We start from the raw sequence: 19,498 nt of genomic DNA, 5'->3' as shown, positions 1-19,498 counted from the left end.
CTCCCGGCCGGTGCGGATCTGCAGCACGGGACGAAGGGGGCGGACGCATGAGCAGCGAAGCCATCGAGGCACCGGCCACCGCCAGGACGGCCGTGCCGGTGGACACCACGTCGATCAGCGCGCACGAGCGTCGGAAGCTGGACCGGTCCCCCGGCTCGCAGATCGTCGTGACCGGCATCCTCGTCGTCGTCGCGCTGTACTTCCTCGTGCCCCTGTACTGGGTCGTGATCGCCGCGACGAAGACGACCGGCGCACTGTTCTCCACGAACGGCTTCTGGTTCGGCGGAGAGTTCGCGCTGTTCAGCAACCTGCAGCAGGTGTTCACCTACGACGGCGGGATCTTCGTCCGGTGGATCGCGAACAGCGTGCTCTACTCGGGCGTCGGCGCGGTCCTGGCGACCTACTTCGCCGCCGCCGGCGGGTACGCGCTCGCCAAGTACGAGTTCCGCGGACGCCAGGTCGTGTTCGGCACGATCCTCGGCGGTGTGCTCGTGCCGGGCACCGCGACGGCGCTGCCGCTGTTCCTGCTGTTCTCGACGCTCGGGCTGACCGACACGTACTGGAGCGTCCTCATCCCGAGCCTCGTCTCGCCGTTCGGCCTGTTCCTCTGCCGCGTGTACGCCGCCGCGTCCGTCGACACGGCGCTCCTCGAACAGGCGCGGATCGACGGCGCGGGCGAGCTCCGGATCTTCCACACGGTCGTGCTGCGGCAGATGACGCCCGCACTCGTCACGGTCTTCCTGTTCCAGGTCGTCGGCATCTGGAACAACTTCTTCCTGCCGCTCATCATGCTGGCCGACCAGAAGCTCTACCCGATCACACTGGGACTGAACAACTGGCGCTCGCAGGTGGACCGGTTGCCGGAGTTCTACCAGCTCACCACCGGCGGGGTGCTCGTCTCGGTCATCCCGCTCGTCGTCGCCATCATCGTCCTGCAGCGCTTCTGGCGCGGGGGCCTCACGGAAGGATCGGTCAAGGGTTGACCACCACCGCACTGTCGTCCGCCGCTCTCGCCTCGACCGCGCCCGGATCGGACAGCCGACTCGCTCCACGGGCGTGGCTGCACACCGATGCGCCGTCGCTGTCCCTCGACGGGGAGTGGGACTTCCGCTGGTCGCCCGTGGCGGACGTGCCGCCACCCGGGCCGGACGACGAGTGGGGCACCATCCCGGTGCCCGCGCACTGGGTCCTGCACGGCCACGGGGCGCCGAGCTACACGAACCTGCAGTACCCGTTCCCGATCGACCCGCCGAACCCGCCCGAGGAGAACCCGACGGGCGACTACCGGCGCACCTTCGACCTGCCGTCGTCGTTCGACGCCGCCGCCCGGGTCCTGCTGCGGTTCGACGGGGTGGAGTCGCACTTCCGGGTGTGGTTGAACGGGTCCGAGGTCGGGTGGGCGACGGGCTCACGCCTCGCCACCGAGTTCGACGTGACGTCGCTGCTCCGGCCCGGCACGAACGAGCTCCGGGTCCGGGTGCACCAGTGGTCGGCGGCCTCGTACCTCGAGGACCAGGACCAGTGGTGGCTGCCCGGCATCTTCCGTGACGTGACCCTGCTCGCCCGGCCGACGGCGCCCGTCGACGACGTGTTCGTCCGCGCCGGCTGGACCTCGACGCTCGGCTCCGCTGCGACGGCGGGGACGGCGGCCTCCGGTCGACCGTCCACCGGCACGGGCACGATCTCGTTCCCGACGCTCGACGCCGTCTTCCCGGTGCGGTTCGCCGTCCCCTCGCTCGGGGTGGACGTGCTGTGGCACACACCCGACGAGGTCACCCCGATCGAGGTGGAGGGCGTCGAGCCGTGGAGCGCCGAGCTGCCGCGGCTGTACGACGCCACGGTGTCGACCGGTACGGCCGCCGGAGGCCGCGACGGCGGCGAGACCGTGTCCCTGCGCCTCGGCTTCCGGAGCATCGAGATCGTCGGCGACCGGTTCCTGGTGAACGGCGAACGGGTCGTCTTCCACGGGGTGAACCGCCACGAGACACACCCCGAGCGCGGACGCGTGTTCGACGAGGCGCACGCGCGGGCGGACATGGCCCTCATGAAGCGCAGCAACGTCAACGCGATCCGGACGTCGCACTACCCGCCGCACCCGCGCGTGCTCGACCTCGCCGACGAGCTCGGGTTCTGGGTCGTCCTGGAGTGCGACCTCGAGACCCACGGGTTCGTCTTCACCGACTGGGTCGGCAACCCCTCCGACGACCCGGCATGGCGGGACGCCTACCTCGACCGGATCGCGCGGACGGTCGAGCGGGACAAGAACCACGCCTCGATCGTGATGTGGTCCCTCGGCAACGAGTCCGGGACCGGCCGGAACCTCGCCGCGATGGCGCAGTGGGTGCACGACCGCGACGTCGAGCGCCCGGTGCACTACGAGGGCGACTACACGGGCGAGTACACCGACGTGTACTCGCGGATGTACCCGACGCTGCAGGAGACCGAGTCGATCGGGGGCGGCCCGGCGACGCCCCTGCTCGGGTGCGGCCCGGCCGAGGCGGCACGGCAGCGATCGAAGCCGTTCATCCACTGCGAGTACGTCCACGCGATGGGCAACGGGCCCGGACAGATCGCCGAGTACGAAGCCCTCGTGGAGCGGTACCCGCGACTGCACGGCGGGTTCGTGTGGGAATGGCGCGACCACGGCCTCCTCACCCACACGCCCGACGGCACGGCCTTCTACGGCTACGGCGGCGACTTCGGCGAGGTGGTCCACGACGGGAACTTCGTCATGGACGGCCTCGTGCTGCCCGACGACACCCCGACACCCGGACTCGCCGAGTTCGCGGCCGTCGTGGCGCCGATCCGGATGTCGCTCTCCGACACCACGCTGCTCATCGAGAACCGGTACCACTCGGCCTCGACCGCCGGACTGCGGTTCTGCTGGACGCTGACGCGGAACGGCGTCGTCGAGTCCTCGGGTCGGCTGGCGCCGGGGGTCATCGCCGCTCGCGCATCGGCGACGGTGCCCGTGCCCGACGCCGTGCTCGAGGCGGCGCGATCCGCCGACCTCGCCGCCGAACGCCTCGCCCCGGGCGACGAACTGTGGTTCGACGTCACCGCGGAGCTGGCGGGCCCGACCGCCTGGGCGGACACCGGCCACGTCGTCGCACGCACCCAGCGGCTCGTGGCGAGCCGCGCGGCGGAGGTGCCCCGCGCCTCCCGGCAGACCTGGGACGGCGACCGCCTCGGCGACGGGGTCTTCACGGCCCGCGGCGACCTGGTCAGCCTGAAGGGCCACGAGGTCGCCGGTCCCCGACTCGAACTCTGGCGGGCGCCGACCGACAACGACCGGCTCGCGTCGCAGGGCGGCTACGAGACGGCGGACCCGGTCCTCACGCAGGGCGTCGGGGACCCGGACGCCCCGGCATCCGCGGTGCGCTGGACGGAGCGCGGACTCGACCGGCTCACGCACCGGCTCGTGGACGTCACCCGGACGGACCACGGGCTCGTGCAGCGCGTGCGCGTCGCCGCGGCGAACAGCGGATGGGGCGTCGACGTCACGCACCGGTGGACCCTGACCGACGCGGGACTGCAGCTCCAGACCGACGCCGTGCCGTTCGGGGCGTGGGACGTCACCTGGCCGCGCATCGGCGTGCGGTTCGACCTGCCCGTGTCGTTGCTCGACGAGACCGCGACGTGGTTCGGTACGGGGCCACTCGAGTCGTACGCGGACTCGTCGCAGGCGGCCCGCGTCGGCAGGTTCAGCGCACCGTTGCGTGCACTGTCCGTCGACTACTCCAGGCCGCAGGAGACCGGGCACCGACCGGACCTGCGGGAACTGTCGGTCGGCCCGTTCACGGTCAGCACGGTCGGAGCGCACCGGGCGGGCTTCACGCTCTCGCCCTGGACGGCCCAGCAGATCGGCCGCGCCGGACACCCGCACGAGCTGCCCGTGCCGGACCACACGTACCTGTACCTCGACGCGGCGCAGCACGGGCTCGGGTCCAGGGCGTGCGGGCTCGACGTGCTACCGGAACACCAGCTGTGGCCGCGGGCGTTCTCGTGGAGCGTGGTGCTCGGGTAGGCGACGGTGGCGGCGGGGCCGCCCGCTCGGAACCACGAATGCGACGTCGAACCAACGCACGTGGCCGGTTCGACGTCGCATCCGTGGTTCGTCCGGAGTGCTGGCAGCGGGCGCGAGTGCCGGCAGCGGCGCGAGTGCCGCAGCGGGCGCCTACTCCGCCGAGAGCGCGCGCAGCGCCTCCGGGTCGCTCGCCTCGAGGAACTCCGTCAGCCGCTCGGGCTCGCCGGCCTCCCCGATCGCCTCGGCCGCCCGCCGCAGCGCGAACAGCGCCCGGAGCACCCCGCGGTTCGGCTCGTGCGACCACGGCACGGGACCGGTACCGCGCCACCCCGCCCTGCGGAGGGCGTCGAGCCCGCGGTGGTACCCCACCCGGGCGTACGCGTAGGACTCCAGCGTCGCACCGCGAGCCCAGGCCTCGTCGGCGAAGAGCGCCCACGCCAGGCTCGACGCCGGATGCGACACCACCACGCTGGCGACGGGTGCGTCCGCGGCGAGCGCGGCGGTCACCTCCGGCTCGGCGGGCAGGAGCGTCTCGGGGTTCGCGGTCGGGTTCGGCAGCAGGTTCTCCGGCATGCCACCAGCCTGTCATCCCTTGCGGGCGTCCGCAGCCCGGGTTAGCGTGGGGGTCACCTCGTCGTCACCACGAGGCCCCGGGGCGGGACGACCGACCGGCGGATCGGGTGGCGGTCACGGGGGCTCCCCGACGGAAGCGGACGCATTGCAGTCGATCACCGGATCAGCTCAGCCCACGCGCTGACACCGTGATCGTCGCGCCCCGTCGGGCGCTCCGCCGCACCACGGCGGCTCCGGTGTCGTGCGCCCAGCATCGAACACCGGGGAGGCACCCGTATGCCCATCAGTCCGTCCGTCGTCCTGAACGACGTGAGCTTCACCTGGCCCGACGGCACCGTCGCGCTCAGCCACCTCACCACCGCCTTCGGTCGCGGCCGTACCGGCCTGGTCGGGAGGAACGGTGCCGGCAAGTCCACGCTCGTCCGGCTCGTCACCGGTCGCCTCCACCCCACGTCGGGCACCATCACGACGTCCGGCCCGGTCGACCACCTGCCGCAACGCCTGCAGTCCGGGAACGACGACACGGTCGCCGACCTGCTCGGCATCCGGCCCACGCTCACGGCGCTGCGGGCGATCCTCGGCGGGGACGCCACACCGGAGCACTTCGACGCGGTCGGCGACGACTGGGACCTCGAGGAGCGTGCCGCCGCTGCCCTCGACGGCATCGGCCTCGGGATCGGTGGGGACCTCGAGCGTCCGGCGGGCACGCTGTCCGGCGGTCAGGCGGTCCTCGTCGCCGTCGCGGGCATCCGTCTGCGCGGGTTGCCGATCGCGGTCCTCGACGAACCCACGAACAACCTGGACCGCCGGGGCCGTGCGCTGCTGGTCGAGATGATCGACGACTGGCGTGGCACCCTCGTCGTGGTCAGCCACGACCGGGAGCTCCTCGAACACGTCGACGAGGTGGCGGAACTGCGGGCCGGGAGCATGACCGTGTTCGGCGGGACCTACAGCGCCTTCGAGGAGCACCTCGCCGTGCAGCAGGCGGCCGTGGAACGCGAGGTCCGCGTCGCCGAGCAGCGGTACCGCACCGAGAAGCGGCAGCGCATCGAGGCCGAGACGAAGATCGCACGGCGGGCCAAGGCGGGTGAGAAGGCCGCCCGGTCGATGCCGAAGATCCTGGCGAACGAAGCGCGGAAGAAGGCGCAGGAGACCGCGGGACGCCTCCGGGCCGGGTACGCCGACGACGAGGCGGCAGCGCTCGACACCAAGCGGGAGGCGCAACTGCGGCTCCGGGACGACGAGTCCATCCACGTGACGCTGCCCGACCCGCAGGTGCCGGCATCCAGGCAGATCGCGACGGTCACGGTCCGCGACCGGGAGACGATCGTGCAGGGACCGGAGCGCATCGCCGTCACCGGGGACAACGGTGTCGGCAAGACGACGCTGCTCGAACAGCTCGTCGAAGCGGCCTCGGCCCGGGCGCACCCGCTCCCGGGGACGGGCGCCGTCCCGCACGTGGACCGGATCGGGTACCTGCCGCAGCGGAAGGACTCGCTCGACGACCAGGCGTCGGTGCTCGACAACGTCCGTCGTGCCGCACCCCACGTCGCGCCGGCGGAGGTGCGGAACCGGCTCGCGAGGTTCCTCGTCCGCGGTGACACGGTCGATCGTCCGGCCGGGTCATTGTCGGGCGGCGAACGGTTCCGGGTGGCGCTGGCGACCCTGGTGCTGGCGGACCCGCCCCCGCAGCTCCTGGTGCTCGACGAGCCGACGAACGACCTCGACCTGACGAGCGTCGACCAGCTTGTGGACGCGCTCCGCGCCTACCGGGGTGCCCTCGTGGTGGTCAGCCACGACGAGACGTTCCTCGACCGCCTCGACCTCACCGTCCGGATCGAGCTGCGGTAGCCCCGGACGTCAGCGCCGTCGGGTCGGCCGGATCGCGAGCGACTCGACGGTGCCCCGCTCCGGCAGGTCGACCACGGTGCGGACGGCCGCGGCGACGTCCTCCGGGGCGAGGTAGTACGCGGTGTCGTACTCCTCGCCGAGCTTCGCGGTGAGCGCCCGCTGCATGTCCGAGTCCGTCCGGCCGGGGTGCACGCTCGACACCCGCACGCCGTTCGCCCGTTCCTCCTCGCGCAGCGCGTCCGCGAAGGCCCGGAGCGCGAACTTCGACGCCGCGTACACGCCACCCCCGGGCCCGGAGTGGAACCCGGAACCGCTGTTGATCGGGACGACGATCCCCCGCGCCGCGCGGAGGGCGGGGAGCGCCCGGCGGGTGAGCTCGGCGACCGCGAAGACGTTGGTGGCGAAGACCTGCTCCCACACGTCGCGCGGCGTCTCGGCGATGGTCGTGCCTTGTTCGACGCCCGCGGAGTGCACGAGGACATCGAGCCGATCGGGCAGCGGCGGGACCTCCCCCGCCCCCAGGTCGCCGACGAACGGCGCGGCGCTCGGCAATTCGGACACCAGGGCGTCGACGGCCTCCGCGTCCCGGCCGCCGACGAGGACGTGGTGCGTCCGCCCCAGGTCACGCGCGATGGCCCGGCCGATCCCGCGGGTGGCCCCGGTGACGAGTGCGGTGGGCAGGCTGACGGGAGGCGCGGTGTCGGTCATGCGCACCAGCCTACGGACGCGGCGGGGCGGGGCGGCACCGCGCCTCCTGGACCGTCAGCGGAGGCCTGAGGCCCGACGGCGACGTCGACGGACCGCCCACACGGATGCCGTGCCCGCGAGCACGAGCGCGACGATCACGACGGCCGCCCACGGTGAACCGGCGAGCGCGGCGACGACCGCCCAGAACAGCGCGATCCCGATCGTGGCCGAGACGACGGCCCACGCGACGCAGCCCGGCACCATAGCGGCCGTGTAGCGCCACCAGGGCACACGCGCGACGCCGGCCGCGGCGTTCACGATCGTCTGCAGTCCGACCGTCAGGAAGCTCACGGTCACGACCGGCAGGCCCCAGCGGGCGAGGAGCGCCGACCCCCGTCGCACCGCGGCGGAGTCGAGCCACCGGCCCCACCGCGAACGCGACGCCCCCGCCGCCGCGCCCCGTGCTGCCCAGTACGTCGCCTGCGCGCGGCAGAACACCACGACGAAGAGGGCGAGGACGAGCCACCCGAACGGGAGCCCTTCGAGGAAGGACGGCACGGCCGAACCGTACCGAGGCCGCCCGGGAGGACGCCGTCAGTGGTCGTCAGTCGCGGTCCGCGTCCTGCCGGATCCGGATGCCCTCGAGCACGTCCTTCGCGCGCTTCTCGTCCTGCTTCTCGATCTGGCGGGTGTCGCGCTCCGGGAGCTGGATGTCCTCCTCGGCCCGGATACCGGCCTGCAGTTCGCGGCCGCGTTCGATCTCGGCGTCGAACTCCGCACCGAACAGCAGCGCGTTGTTCGTGATCCAGATCCACAGCAGGAACACGATCACCCCACCCAGCGAGCCGTACGTGGCGTTGTAGTTCGAGAAGTTCCCGACGTAGAACCCGAAGCCGACGCTCGCGATGATCCAGATGAGCAGCGCCAGGATCGAGCCGCCGCTGACCCAGGTGAACTTCGGCTGCTTCACGTTCGGCGACCAGTAGTAGAGCACCGCGACGACGATGATCGCGATCGCCAGCAGGATCGGCCACTGCACGATCGACAGCACCGTCACGGCGACGTCGCCCAGCCCGATGACGTCGCCGAAGCTCCGGGCGAGCGGACCCGAGACGAGCACGAGCAGACCGATCACGAGCAGGATCACGGTCGCGAGCGTCACGCCGAGCATGGTCGGGCGGAGCTTCCAGATCGGACGGCCCTCGCGGACGTTGTAGATCCGGTTCATCGCGCGGCCGAACGCTCCCACGTAGCCGGACGCCGACCACAGTGCGCCGACGATACCGACGATGAACGTGACCGGCGCCGCGGGCGAGCGGACGAGCCCTTCGATCGGCCCGCGGAGGAGGTCCACGACCTGCTTCGAACCGATGTTGCCGATGATGTCGAGCAGCGTCTTGATCGTGTTGTCCGCCTGGCCGACGAGGCCGAGGATCGACACCACGGCGAGCAGACCGGGGAAGAGCGCGAGCACTGAGTAGTACGTCAGGCTCGCCGCGAGGTCGGTGCACTGGTCGCTCGAGAACTCCCGCAACGTCTTCTTGAGCGTGTAGACGAGCGTGGGCTTCTTGAGGTCGGTCGGGTTGTCCGGCTTCCGGGAGTCGTCCGGTGCGGGCTTCTGGTCGTCGCTGGACATCGGTCAGATCCTCTTCGCTCGCTTGGCCGCCTGCTTGCGGGCCTTCTTCGCCTGCTTCGCGACCTTCGCCAGGCGTGCGTCGCGGGCCTTGCGCTCCTGCAGCACCGGGTTGCCCTTGTCCTCCTTGCGGCTGAACGCGGGGACGCCCTTGGCCTTCCCGTCCTTGCCCGGCTTCACCGGCTTGAACACCGGGACGGGCGCCGGGGTGAGCAGCGCGTCGAACCGTGCCGCGGGCGAGTGGCGGATGCGGACGCCGACGACGATCGCGGCGATGCCCGTCGCCGCCGTCACGCCGAGCGCCACCAGCGGAGTCGGGTCGCGGTGCCAGCGCTGCCGGGCCTTCGCGATCGCGAGTCGTGTGCGCGCGGGCACGTCCGCGCGTCGCCGGAGCTCGGTGACGGTGTCGGTCATGCGCTCCCGCGTGCGGACGTTGGCGAGTTCGAGCTCGGGCAGACTGTCCTTGGCCATGCTTCGTGCCTACCAGGGCGAGTCCGTCCCCGTGCCCAGCCGGAGGCGCCTACCGTGCGCGTCATGCTCTTCCGGGACGCCGCCGAGGGGATCCACCGCCTCGAGATCGCACACACCAACACGTACCTCGTCGAGACCGGCGACCAGCTACTGGTGGTCGACGCCGGGCTCCCCGCCGCGTGGCCGCACCTGCTCCTCGCCGTGCACGACCTCGGGTACACGCCCGACCGGGTCGAGGCACTGCTGCTCACGCACGGGCACTTCGACCACGTCGGGACGGCGGCGCGGATGCATCGGGAGTGGGGCACGCCGGTGTACGTACACCCCGGCGATCGGCACCTCGCAGCGAACCCGTACTCGTACCGGCCGCAGACCAACCGGTTCGGGTTCGTCGCGGTGCACCCGGGCGGGCTGCGTCCGCTCGGTCGGATGCTCCTCGCCGGTGCCGCCACGGTGTCCGGCGTCGACGAGACCCTGCCGCTCGAGTCCCGCGGGGACGTACCCGGATCCCCGTGGATCATCGAGACCCCCGGGCACACCGACGGGCACGTGGCACTGCACTTCGCCGACCGGGACGCCGTCATCGTCGGGGACGCCCTCGTGACGCTCGATCCGTACACGGGCGGGATCGGGCCCCGGGTCGTCGCACCCGCCGCGACGTCGGACATGTCCACCGCGGTCGCGTCGCTCGACCGGCTCGTCGACACCGAGGCGCGGCACGTGCTGCCGGGCCACGGGCCGGGGTGGTCGCTGGGCGTCCGTGCGGCGGTCGCGCAGGCGCGGCGCGCTGCTGGCGCGGCCTGAGCGGCGCGCGCTTCTTCGCGGCTCGCGACAGCTCACGCGGCTGCCGGCGCGCGAACTTTCGCGCCTCGCGACACTTCACGCGAGCGTGGCCGCGTGAAGTGTCGGCCAGCACGAAAGGTCGCCGCGCGCGGCGAGCGGACGGGGGCGAGACTCGGGCAGGGCGACAACCCTCGGGCGCGCAGCCGCGAAATGTGTCGCCCAAGGCGAGACTCGGGGCCGCGCCGGCTCCGCGGGTTCTTTCGCGCCTCGCGACACTTCACGCGCGCATAGCCACGTGAACTGTCGCTGAGCGCGAAACGTCACCACGCGCGGTCGGGAGGCGCGGTTCGGCCCCGCTCCGCGCCTCCCGGCTGCCGCGATCTTTCGCGCCTCGCGACAGCGCGAAAGGTCGCTCCGCGCGGCCAGTGGCGGGGGCGAGACTCGAGCTGGGCGACAACCCTCGGGCGCGCGGTCGCGAGAAGTGTCGCCCGACGCGAGACTCGGGGCCGCGCAAGCGTTGGCTGCGGCGGTCAGGCGGGGACGACGACGTCCTCGGGGAGCCCGGACGCGGCGGACCGCCCGGCCGCCTCCATGAGCGCGAGGCTCCGCAGGTTGTCCCGGCCGCTCGTCTCCGGCCCCGGGCCGCCCTGCACCGACCGCGCGAACGCCTGCAGCCCGCCCTGCCGGTCCGTGTGCGGCAGGGTCGGCAGCTCGACGGGCACGGCCTCGTCGTCCTGCGTCCGCCGAACGGTCACCCGGTCACCCGCGACGGCGTTCGGCTCGCCCGAGCGGCTCGTGAACCAGACCTCGCCGTCCTCGCCCTGGATGCTCCACTCGCCGGCCCACGCCGTCCGGGGTGCCCGCGAGAGCCAGCTGCCGCGGTAGCTCACCACAAGGCCGCCCTCGAGTTCGATGAGCATCGACGCGACGGCCTCGTCCTGGTACTTGCTGAACGACGGGTACGACGCCCGGGCGTAGACGCGCACGGCCTCGCGACCCGTGACCATCCGGATGAGGTCGAAGTGGTGGATCGCCATGTCGTTGATCATCGCGTGCGGGAAGCGGTAGTGCGGGTGCTCCTCGAAGGCGAGGTCGTTGTCCCACTGCCGGAAGTCGATGTCGATCGACGCGAGCTCACCGACCGCGTCCGCCTCGAGCAGTTCCTGCACCACCCGCGGCGCCGGGTACCAGCGGTAGTTCTGGCTCACCTGCAGCACGAGGCCGAGCTCCTCGGCGCGACGGACCGCGACGAGCGCCTCCTCCGTGCTGTTCGCGAAGGGCTTCTCGACGAGCACGTGCTTGCCGGCCTCGAGCGCCTCGAGTGCGAGCGGGACGTGTGTCACGGCGGGCGCGGTGATGACGACCGCGTCGGCCTCGACTCCGGCGAGCGCCTCGGAGAGCGACGCGAAGGCGGTGGATGCGGGCAGGCCGAGGTCGGTGCGAACGGCCTCCAGGGTCTCCGGGACCGGGTCGACGATCCCGACCACCTCCACTTCGGTGACCTCCGGGATGGCGGTGCGGGCCCAGTTGCCGCCCCATCCTCCGAGACCGACGTGGATGATCCGGACCGTCATGCGTGCACTCCTTCGTGACCGACGCCACGACACCCGTGGCCAGCGCGCCACGACTCCCGCGGCGCGTGCCTCCAGTCTGTCAGCGCCGACCGACAGCCGTCGGACCGGCGCCGCGCGCCGCTCAGCGGGTGAACGCGTAGGCGATGAGGGCCATCGTGACGAGGAACCCGGCGAGGTAGTTGATCCAGAGGAAGCGCTTCCAGCCCGCGTTCGCCGCCTCGGCCCCGGCGTCCGTGACGTTCCACCACGGCAGCACGTTCAGCGCGTACGGCACCACGATGACGGCCGCGATCGGTCCGGGGAAGGACGAGAACAGCAGCACGACCCCCGCGACGAGGTAGGCGACGAACGCCAGTCGCACCGTGGCCCGCGCACCGATCACGGTCGCGACCGAACCGATGCCCCCGGCCCGGTCGGCGAGGACGTCCTGCACGGCCCCGAACGCGTGCGAGGCCACACCCCACAGGAAGAACGCGACGCACACCGCCACGAGCTGCGGCGTCCAGTGCGGTCCGGCGAGCCCCAGGCCGTAGACCGCCGGTGACACGAAGTGGGTCGACGAGGTGAGCGAGTCGAGGAAGGGTTTCTCCTTGAACCGCAGCCCCGGGGCCGAGTACGCGATGACCGCGAAGACGCTCACCGCCAGGACGAGCCACGACCACGGTCCGTTGCCGCTCAGCGCGCCGAGCACGACGAGCGCGACGAGGAACGGCACGTTCGTGACGACGACCGCCCAGAGCGTGGTGCGGTGCACGCTCCGGTCGAGCAGCGCCCCCTCGACCCCGCCCTTCCGCGGGTTCCGCAGGTCCGACTCGTAGTCGAAGACGTCGTTGATGCCGTACATCGCCAGGTTGTACGGCACGAGGAAGTACACGACCCCGACGACGAAGGCGACGATCGAGAACCCGTCACCCGCTCCGAGCAGGTACGCGGCGCCGAACGGGTAGGCGGTGTTCACCCAGCTGATCGGGCGGGACGACACGAACAGGGCGCGCAGGGTCGAGGGCCGGGAGGCGGTGCTCGCGTTCACTGGGTGTCCTCCGTGGGTGCAGGGGTCGGGTCGGGCGCGGGGCGCGTCCCGCCTCGGCTGCGGCCGGCAGCACGGCTCCGGCTGCCGGTCCGGTCGAACAGGACCCAGAGGCTCGGGAGCAGCACGATCGCGGCGATCGAGTACGCGAGGTCCTCCACCGGGATCGCCCCGATCTTCGCACCGCTGATCAGCGCCGGGTCGTACGCCACGATGCGCAGCGTGACGATCACGTTGTCGAACACGATCGTCATGACGAGCAGCGCGATCCCGGCGACGAGCCCCGAGAGGAGCGCGACGCGGCGCCCGGTCGACACCCGACGACCTCGGGAACGGGCGCGACGGGCGGACACGACCCCGGCGAGGAGTGCCACGACGGCGACGGCCGCGAAGAACGGGAGCGCGAGCAGCGCGTACGTCCAGCTCACCGTCGCCCCCAGCCGGGCCACCGCAGGCGCCGCGCGACGAGCGGCCGCACGAATCCGACCAGGTTCATCGTGGTGTAGCAGAGCAGCAGGAGGAAGAAGAGCTCCTCCACCGGGACGTCGGGCGCGAGGAGCACGCCGGAGAGCAGGTTCTGCGGCCCGATGAAGAAGATGCCGAGTGCGACGCCGAGCGCGTCCCAGAGCAGGAAGAACGCGACGCCGGTGACCATGACGGCGGCCGCACGCCACGGTGCCCGCCAGAAGAACAACCGGAAGCGGGCGTCCAGCACCGTCATGCCGACGAGTGACACCAGCAGCCCGGCGAGGTACAGCCCCGGCATCAGACGGAGGAGCCCTGCGGCGAGGGCGCGGGCAGCGGTGTCGGCAGGGGCTCGGTGCTCGTGTCCCCGTGGATGCGCTTGAGCAGGACCTCGGCGCTGATGAGGCACATCGGCAGACCGATCCCCGGGATCGTCGAGGCGCCGGCGTAGTACAGCCCGTCGACCTTCGCCGACGCGTTCTTCTCGCGGAAGAACGCGCTCTGCTTCAAGGTGTGCGCCGGCCCGAGCATCGAGCCGTTCCACGCGTTGTAGTCGTCGGCGAAGTCCCTCGGGCCGATGGTCCGGCGGACCCGGATCCGGTCGCGGAGGTCGGGCACCCCGGCACGCTCGGCGACGACGTCGATCGCACGGTCGGCGATCCGCTCGACCTCGTAGTCGCCGGCACCGTCGATGCCCCCCTTGCCGATGGACAGGTCGGCGGGCAGGGGCACGAGGAGGAAGAGGTTGCTCGTCCCCGGCGGCGCCACGGTCGGGTCGGTCTCCGACGGCGCGCAGACGTAGATCGACGCGGGGTCGGGGACGTGCCGGTCGGCTCCGAAGATGGCGCCGAAGTTCGCCTTCCAGTCCTCGGTGAACACGAGGGTGTGGTGCAGCAGTCCGGGCACCGGGCCGTCGACCCCGAGGTAGACGAGCACCGCGCTCGGCCCCGGGTCCCGCTTCTCCCAGTGCGCCGCCGGGTAGGTCCGGTGTTCCTTGTCGAGCAGCTGCAGCTCGGTGTGGCGGAGGTCGGCGGCGCTGACGACGAGGTCGGCGGGCGCGGTGTGCTGAACACCCCGGCGGTCGCGGTGGACGACGCCGGTGACGTGCCCGTCCTCGACGACGATCCGCTCGACCTTCGCGCCGGCGATGATCTTCGCTCCCGCACGTCGGGCGACGCGCTCGACGGCGCCGATCACCTCGGTGATGCCGCCCTTCGGGTAGAGCACGCCGTCGGCGAGGTCGAGGTGGCTCATGAGGTGGTACATGCTCGGCGCTGCGTAGGGGCTGGTGCCGAGGAACACCGCCGGGTACCCGAGCACCTGCCACAGTCGGCGGTCGCGGACGGTCGACTCGGCGAACGTGGAGAGCGGTTCGAGCAGGAGCCGCGCGAGCTTCGGCAGTCGACGGAGGACGTCCGGCGCCGCGAGCTTCGTGAGGTCCTGGAACGTCGTGTAGAGGAAGCGGCGGACCGCCATCGCGTAGGTGTCCTCCGCCGAGTCCAGGTACTTCCGGAGCTTCCGGCCGGCCCCGGGCTCGACGGACTCGAACAGTGCGATGTTGGCCTCGCGGTCGGCGCGGAGGTCGATGGGCTCGTCGTGCCCCTCGCTGTACACGCGGTACCCGGGGTCCAGCCGGACGAGGTCGAGTTCGGCGTCGGCGGAGGTGCCGAGCAGCTGGAAGAAGTGGTCGAACACCTCGGGCATGAGGTACCAGCTCGGTCCGGTGTCGAACCGGAAGCCGTCCCGTTCCCACGACCCGGCGCGTCCGCCGAGCTGCTTCCGCTGCTCGAGGACCGTCACCGAGAAGCCGTCCCGGGCGAGCAGGGCGGCCGACGCGAGGCCGCTGATGCCGCCGCCGATGACGACGGCGCGACGGGCGGGCACCTTGCGCTTCGAGGTGGGCGCCTTCGGACTGGAGGCGCGGGGCGGGGTCACGCCGCGCCTCCCGTCCGCTGGTGGGTCGCGCGGGACCGCAACGGCGCGCCGCCGGCGAGCACCTGCGCGGCCAGGCGCGCCTTCACCGCGTTCGGCACGCGCACCCGCGTGGTGACCAGGCGGTCCGCCGGTGTCGCGGCGATGCGGTCGTTGAGCTCCTGGAACAGCGCGTGCGCGAGCCCCACGGCGTTCCGCGCGTCCGCGGGCAGCAGGCGCACCGTCCGGGCGGCGCGGTCCAGGTCCGATCGGACGTCGGCGACGAGCCGGTCCTTCGTGGCCTCGTCGAACGAACGGATGTCCACTCCCGGGAAGTACGAGCGTCCGAGGACCTCGAAGTCGGCGTGCAGGTCGCGCAGGAAGTTCACCTTCTGGAAGGCCGCGCCCAGTGCCCGCGCCCCGTCGACGAGCACGGCCTCGTCGAACGTGGGCCGACCGGCGCGGTACACGAAGGCACGGAGGCACATGAGGCCGACGACCTCGGCCGAGCCGTGGACGTACTCCGCGAACGACGCGTCGTCGTGCTCGGTGCGCTCGAGGTCCATCCGCATGGACCTGAAGAACGGCTTCGTCAGCTCCGCACCGAAGCCGGTGACCCGGGCGGTGCGGGCGAACGCGTGCACGACCGGGTTCACGGAGAACCCGAGCGCCATCGCGCGCTCGGTGTCGGCCTCGAGCTCGTCGAGCACCGTCCGCGCGAGGACGTGGTCGAGCCCGGCCTCGGTGGCCGGACCGTCGACGACCTCGTCGGCGACGCGGACGAGGGCGTACACGTTCCGGATGTGCTCACGGGTGTCCTTCGCGAGCAGTCGGCTCGCGAGCCCGAACGACGTCGAGTACCGGTCGATGACGACACCGGAGGCCGCTTCGGCCGTGTCGTCGTAGAGCGGGAGCCGTCCGGGCCGATCGGGCCGGGCGGTGTGGGTCTGGGTCAACGGACGCGCTCCACGAGTTCGGTCACGAGGGCCTCCAGGCGGTCGGCGAGGTCGTACGGGAGTCCGGCGAGCTCGGCGCGGGCGAGGGATGCGTGTTCGGCGATCCGGGACTCGGCGGCCGCACGCGCACCACAGCTGACCAGGTTCGCACGGAGTTCGGCCGCCCGCTCCTCGGTGAGGTCCGGGTCGCCGAGGTACGGCGCGATCTCGGGCCAGCAGTCGGTGGTCGCCGCGTGGGCGATGAGCATGGTGCGCTTGCCCTCGCGGAGGTCCCCGAGCACGCTCTTGCCCGTCGTGCCCTCGTCGCCGAACACGCCGAGCAGGTCGTCGACGATCTGGTAGGCGATGCCGATCTCCCGCCCGAAGGCTCCGAGGGCCGTCACCACCGGTTCCGCGGCGCCGGCGAGGACGGCACCGGACTGCAGCGGTGCCTCGAACGAGTACACGCTCGTCTTCGCGCGCTCCATCCGCAGGACCTCGTCGACCGTCGGCATCACCCCGAGGGCGAGGTCGACGTCGGTCATCTCCCCTGCCGCGCTCGCGAACACGGCCTCGTCGAGCAGTTCGAGGAGCCGGGCTCGCCGCTCCCCCGTCACGCCGGCGGCCTCGATGAACCGGGGTGCCGCGGCGAGCGCGAGGTCCCCCGCGATGACGGCGGCGCTCATGCCCCGGTGCTCGGCGGTCGGCAGCGGCAGTCCGTCGGTCGTGCCCGTGTCGCGGAAGGACCCGGCGACGTTCGGCTGGCCGCGGCGGGACCAGTCGCGGTCGATGACGTCGTCGTGCACGACGAGCGCCGTGTGCAGCAGCTCGTACGCGGCCCCGACGTGCGCCGCGGCATGGGCGTCGGACCCGCCGAGGCCGGCGTAGGCGGTGAGGACCATGCGGGGACGGAAGCGCTTCCCGCCCATGCTCGCCTTGCGGAGCACGCGCCAGAGTTCCTCCGACGGACGGCCGTACCGCTCCGCACGGGCCGAGGACACGGCGAAGAAGCGCTCGAGGCAGTCGTCGACGAGCGCGAGGTCGATGTGCGCCACGGTGGCCGCTTCCTCGCTCATTGGCCTAACCTATCGAGGCAGATGAGCGCATTCCCGGAAACCGTGGTGCTTCTGGCCGACGACCGTACCCCGATCGGCACAGCGGACAAGTTCACGGTGCACACAGACCACACGCCCCTCCACCTGGCCTTCTCGTGCCACGTGCGGAACACGGACGGCGAGGTCCTCGTGACCCGTCGTGCGCTGTCGAAGAAGACGTGGCCGGGGGTGTGGACCAACACGTTCTGCGGTCACCCGGGCCCGGACGAGTCGTTCGAGGACGCCATCGCGCGCCGCGCCTCCCGCGAACTCGGCATCACCGTCCGTGACGTCGAGCTCGTCCTGCCGGACTTCCGGTACCGCGCGGTCGACGCCTCGGGCATCGTCGAGAACGAGGTGTGCCCGGTGTACCGGGCGGTCACGGACGACGTTCCGGCCCCCGCGGACGACGAGGTCGCCGAGTACGCGTGGGTGTCGGAGGACGCGCTCCGCGAGGCCGTCGCCGGCGCGCCGTTCGCGTGGAGTCCGTGGCTCGGCTGGCAGCTCGCCGAGCTGTCGGCAGCGGGCCTGCACGTCACCCGCTGAGGCGGTCCGGGCAGCGCGCTTCCAGGGCGCAGCATCGACAATGGTCGCTATGACCACGACGGAACGCGATGTCGCGCACGGGGTGCTCGAGGCGCTCCGCGACGACCCGGTGATCGCCAGCGTGAAGGACGCCTCCGCCCTCGACGAGGTGCTCGCATCGGACCGCGGCGTCGTGTTCGTCCTCTACGGCAGTGTGCTCGACATCGTCGAGATCGTGGACCGGGCGAAGGACGCCGGCAAGACGGTCCTCGTCGACGTCGACCTGCTCGACGGGTTCGCCGCGCGGGACGTCGTCGTCACCTGGCTGGCGGAGCACACGCGGGCGGACGGCGTGCTCTCCACCAAGTCCAACCTCATCCGCGCGGCCAAGCGCGCCGGACTCGTGGCGGTGCAGCGGTTCTTCCTCGTGGACTCGTTCTCGTACCACCAGCTCCCCCGCGTGGTCGAACAGGCCCGCCCGGACGCGATCGAGATCCTGCCCGGGTGCATGCCGCGCGTGATCACGTGGCTCCGCGACGACACCACCGTGCCGGTCATCGCCGGTGGCCTGGTGTGCGACAAGGCGGACGTGGTGGCCGCGCTCGGCGCCGGTGCGGTCGCGGTGGCGTCCTCCAACCGTGACGTCTGGGGCATGTAAGGACGTTCACTTGGCCCCGCCCGGTCGCAGGGGTAGTGTCGGTCGTCGGCTGCACGTGGCAGCCCACGGACGAACAGAAGGGCAGGTGAGGCGCGATGTCGGGTGACCATCCTCGATCGGGCCGTCGGTTCCTGCCCTGCCGGACCGGCACGCCCGCTTCCTGATCCCCGCCGCCCCCGACCGGGCGGTTCGCGCCTGCCTGCTCCCGACCACGAGGAGCACGCACATGGCACTGATCGACAACGCCGTCTACGTCGGAGGACGTCGCGTCGAGTCCGGGTCGACCCTGTCGCTGCCGGCACGGGGCGACCTCGCGTGGATCGGACTCCTCCGCCCGGACCCGTCGGAGCTCGAGACGGTCGCGGCCGAGTTCGACCTGCACGAGAACGCGGTGGAGGACGCCCGCAAGGGTCACCAGCGCGCCAAGCTCGAGCGCTACGGGGACACGCTGTTCCTGGTGCTCCGCCCGGCGTGGTTCGACAACCGTGCCGAAGCGGTCGAGTTCGGCGAGGTGCACCTCTTCGTCGGCGACCGGTTCGTGGTGAGCGTCCGGCACGCCGAGCGTCCGGACCTCGCCGCGCTGCGTTCCCGGGTGGAGGCAGACCCCGGGTTCCTCGCCAAGGGCTCCGAGGCGGTGACCGCCGCCGTGCTGGACGAGGTGGTCGACGGCTACGCCCCGGTCGTCGAGGTGCTGCAGGACCAGATCGACGCCATCGAGGACCAGCTGTTCGCCGGGCAGGTGGACCCGGGCGTCTCGAAGCGCATCTACCAGCTCCTCAGCGAGGTGCTCGCCTTCCAGCGCGCGACGACCCCGGTGCCGGCGATGGTGAACGGCCTGTTGCGCGGCGCCGACAAGTACGGCGTCGACGACGAGGTCCAGCACCGGCTGCGGAACGTGCTCGACCACGCCCTCCGCGTCACCGAGCGCGTGGACTCCTTCCGCGCCCTGCTCGAGAACGCACTGACGCTCCACTCCACGCTCGTCACCCAGGAGCAGAACGAGGCCATGCGCCGGATGACCAGCGCCAGCCTCGCCCAGGGTGAGGAGAGCCGGCAGCTCGCACGCGCGGCGCACCGGCAGGGCGAGGAGGTCAAGAAGATCTCCTCGTGGGCGGCGATCCTGTTCGCGCCCGGCCTCATCGCGGGCGTGTACGGGATGAACTTCGACGACATGCCGGAGCTGCACTGGAAGTACGGCTACCCGGCGGCGATCGTCGGCATGGTCCTGCTCATGACGATCCTGTGGGCCTGGTTCCGCAAGCGGAACTGGCTGTAGCCGCGACC

The 19,498-nt window shown here is 72.0% G+C and carries 19 protein-coding genes; 7 read left to right on the top strand and 12 right to left on the bottom strand.

What is annotated here, in order from left to right; translation table 11 throughout:
- The first annotated feature begins 47 nt into the window (after nt 1-47).
- Nucleotides 48-983, top strand: a complete 936-nt coding sequence (locus tag ACTJKO_RS02025) for a carbohydrate ABC transporter permease (RefSeq protein ID WP_440685150.1) — start codon at nt 48-50, stop codon at nt 981-983.
- Nucleotides 980-4,027: a glycoside hydrolase family 2 TIM barrel-domain containing protein gene (locus ACTJKO_RS02020; protein ID WP_440685148.1), complete on the top strand. Its 3,048-nt coding sequence runs from the start codon at nt 980-982 to the stop codon at nt 4,025-4,027. Before ACTJKO_RS02025 ends, ACTJKO_RS02020 begins: the two co-directional genes overlap by 4 nt.
- 150 nt (nt 4,028-4,177) lie before the next feature.
- On the opposite strand, the gene ACTJKO_RS02015 is transcribed toward ACTJKO_RS02020, so the two are convergent.
- Nucleotides 4,178-4,600, bottom strand: coding sequence for a DUF3151 domain-containing protein (locus tag ACTJKO_RS02015; RefSeq protein WP_440685146.1), 423 nt, complete (start codon nt 4,598-4,600; stop codon nt 4,178-4,180).
- Nucleotides 4,601-4,876: 276 nt separating this feature from the next.
- Between ACTJKO_RS02015 and ACTJKO_RS02010 the strand changes: the two genes are divergently transcribed.
- Entirely contained in the window at nt 4,877-6,451 is a 1,575-nt protein-coding gene (locus ACTJKO_RS02010) for an ABC-F family ATP-binding cassette domain-containing protein (RefSeq protein WP_440685144.1), read from the top strand.
- Nucleotides 6,452-6,460: 9 nt separating this feature from the next.
- On the opposite strand, the gene ACTJKO_RS02005 is transcribed toward ACTJKO_RS02010, so the two are convergent.
- Genes ACTJKO_RS02005 through ACTJKO_RS01990 form a run of 4 tightly spaced genes read right to left on the bottom strand, consistent with a single transcriptional unit; the run spans nt 6,461 to nt 9,242 of the window.
- Nucleotides 6,461-7,159 (bottom strand): SDR family oxidoreductase, encoded by a 699-nt coding sequence (locus ACTJKO_RS02005; RefSeq protein WP_440685142.1) that lies wholly within the window; start codon nt 7,157-7,159, stop codon nt 6,461-6,463.
- Nucleotides 7,160-7,213: 54 nt separating this feature from the next.
- Nucleotides 7,214-7,696, bottom strand: a complete 483-nt coding sequence (locus tag ACTJKO_RS02000) for a DedA family protein (RefSeq protein ID WP_440685140.1) — start codon at nt 7,694-7,696, stop codon at nt 7,214-7,216.
- 46 nt (nt 7,697-7,742) lie between these two features.
- Entirely contained in the window at nt 7,743-8,774 is a 1,032-nt protein-coding gene (locus tag ACTJKO_RS01995; RefSeq protein ID WP_440685138.1) for a YihY/virulence factor BrkB family protein, read from the bottom strand.
- Between the two features lie 3 nt (nt 8,775-8,777).
- Nucleotides 8,778-9,242 carry a hypothetical protein gene (locus tag ACTJKO_RS01990; protein WP_440685136.1) on the bottom strand — a complete coding sequence of 155 codons (465 nt, stop codon included), beginning with the start codon at nt 9,240-9,242 and terminating at the stop codon, nt 8,778-8,780.
- A 63-nt stretch (nt 9,243-9,305) separates the two neighbouring features.
- On the opposite strand from ACTJKO_RS01990, the gene ACTJKO_RS01985 reads away from it, so the two are divergent.
- Nucleotides 9,306-10,046, top strand: a complete 741-nt coding sequence (locus ACTJKO_RS01985; RefSeq protein WP_440685134.1) for an MBL fold metallo-hydrolase — start codon at nt 9,306-9,308, stop codon at nt 10,044-10,046.
- A 509-nt stretch (nt 10,047-10,555) separates the two neighbouring features.
- Here the strand turns inward: ACTJKO_RS01985 and ACTJKO_RS01980 are convergent.
- The 7 genes from ACTJKO_RS01980 to ACTJKO_RS01950 all read right to left on the bottom strand — a co-directional run bounded on the left by ACTJKO_RS01980 (nt 10,556) and on the right by ACTJKO_RS01950 (nt 17,013).
- The gene (locus ACTJKO_RS01980; RefSeq protein ID WP_440685132.1) at nt 10,556-11,599 is read right to left on the bottom strand and encodes a Gfo/Idh/MocA family protein; all 1,044 of its coding nucleotides are present in this window, start codon (nt 11,597-11,599) and stop codon (nt 10,556-10,558) included.
- A gap of 121 nt (nt 11,600-11,720) precedes the next feature.
- The gene (locus ACTJKO_RS01975; protein ID WP_440685129.1) at nt 11,721-12,629 is read right to left on the bottom strand and encodes a prenyltransferase; all 909 of its coding nucleotides are present in this window, start codon (nt 12,627-12,629) and stop codon (nt 11,721-11,723) included.
- Nucleotides 12,626-13,054, bottom strand: coding sequence for a lycopene cyclase domain-containing protein (locus tag ACTJKO_RS01970; protein ID WP_440685127.1), 429 nt, complete (start codon nt 13,052-13,054; stop codon nt 12,626-12,628). The genes ACTJKO_RS01975 and ACTJKO_RS01970 overlap by 4 nt, the downstream gene beginning before the upstream one ends.
- Nucleotides 13,051-13,392 carry a lycopene cyclase domain-containing protein gene (locus ACTJKO_RS01965; RefSeq protein WP_440685125.1) on the bottom strand — a complete coding sequence of 114 codons (342 nt, stop codon included), beginning with the start codon at nt 13,390-13,392 and terminating at the stop codon, nt 13,051-13,053. Before ACTJKO_RS01965 ends, ACTJKO_RS01970 begins: the two co-directional genes overlap by 4 nt.
- Nucleotides 13,392-15,026, bottom strand: a complete 1,635-nt coding sequence (crtI, locus tag ACTJKO_RS01960) for a phytoene desaturase family protein (protein WP_440685123.1) — start codon at nt 15,024-15,026, stop codon at nt 13,392-13,394. The genes ACTJKO_RS01965 and crtI overlap by 1 nt, the downstream gene beginning before the upstream one ends.
- Nucleotides 15,023-15,958: a phytoene/squalene synthase family protein gene (locus ACTJKO_RS01955; protein WP_440685121.1), complete on the bottom strand. Its 936-nt coding sequence runs from the start codon at nt 15,956-15,958 to the stop codon at nt 15,023-15,025. Before ACTJKO_RS01955 ends, crtI begins: the two co-directional genes overlap by 4 nt.
- The gene (locus ACTJKO_RS01950; protein WP_440685119.1) at nt 15,955-17,013 is read right to left on the bottom strand and encodes a polyprenyl synthetase family protein; all 1,059 of its coding nucleotides are present in this window, start codon (nt 17,011-17,013) and stop codon (nt 15,955-15,957) included. The genes ACTJKO_RS01955 and ACTJKO_RS01950 overlap by 4 nt, the downstream gene beginning before the upstream one ends.
- Before the next feature lie 21 nt (nt 17,014-17,034).
- Between ACTJKO_RS01950 and idi the strand changes: the two genes are divergently transcribed.
- The 3 genes from idi (at nt 17,035) to ACTJKO_RS01935 (ending at nt 19,490) form a co-directional block, all read left to right on the top strand.
- Nucleotides 17,035-17,577: an isopentenyl-diphosphate Delta-isomerase gene (gene idi, locus ACTJKO_RS01945; RefSeq protein WP_440685117.1), complete on the top strand. Its 543-nt coding sequence runs from the start codon at nt 17,035-17,037 to the stop codon at nt 17,575-17,577.
- Between the two features lie 49 nt (nt 17,578-17,626).
- A complete protein-coding gene (locus ACTJKO_RS01940; protein ID WP_440685115.1) occupies nt 17,627-18,214 on the top strand; it encodes a glycerol-3-phosphate responsive antiterminator in 588 nt (195 codons plus the stop codon).
- A gap of 226 nt (nt 18,215-18,440) precedes the next feature.
- Nucleotides 18,441-19,490, top strand: coding sequence for a magnesium and cobalt transport protein CorA (locus ACTJKO_RS01935; RefSeq protein ID WP_440685113.1), 1,050 nt, complete (start codon nt 18,441-18,443; stop codon nt 19,488-19,490).
- Nucleotides 19,491-19,498 lie beyond the last annotated feature (8 nt).

It is taken from the genome of Curtobacterium sp. 22159, assembly GCF_052045775.1.
Classification (GTDB): domain Bacteria; phylum Actinomycetota; class Actinomycetes; order Actinomycetales; family Microbacteriaceae; genus Curtobacterium.
This window is presented reverse-complemented; position numbering and strand designations above follow the sequence as displayed.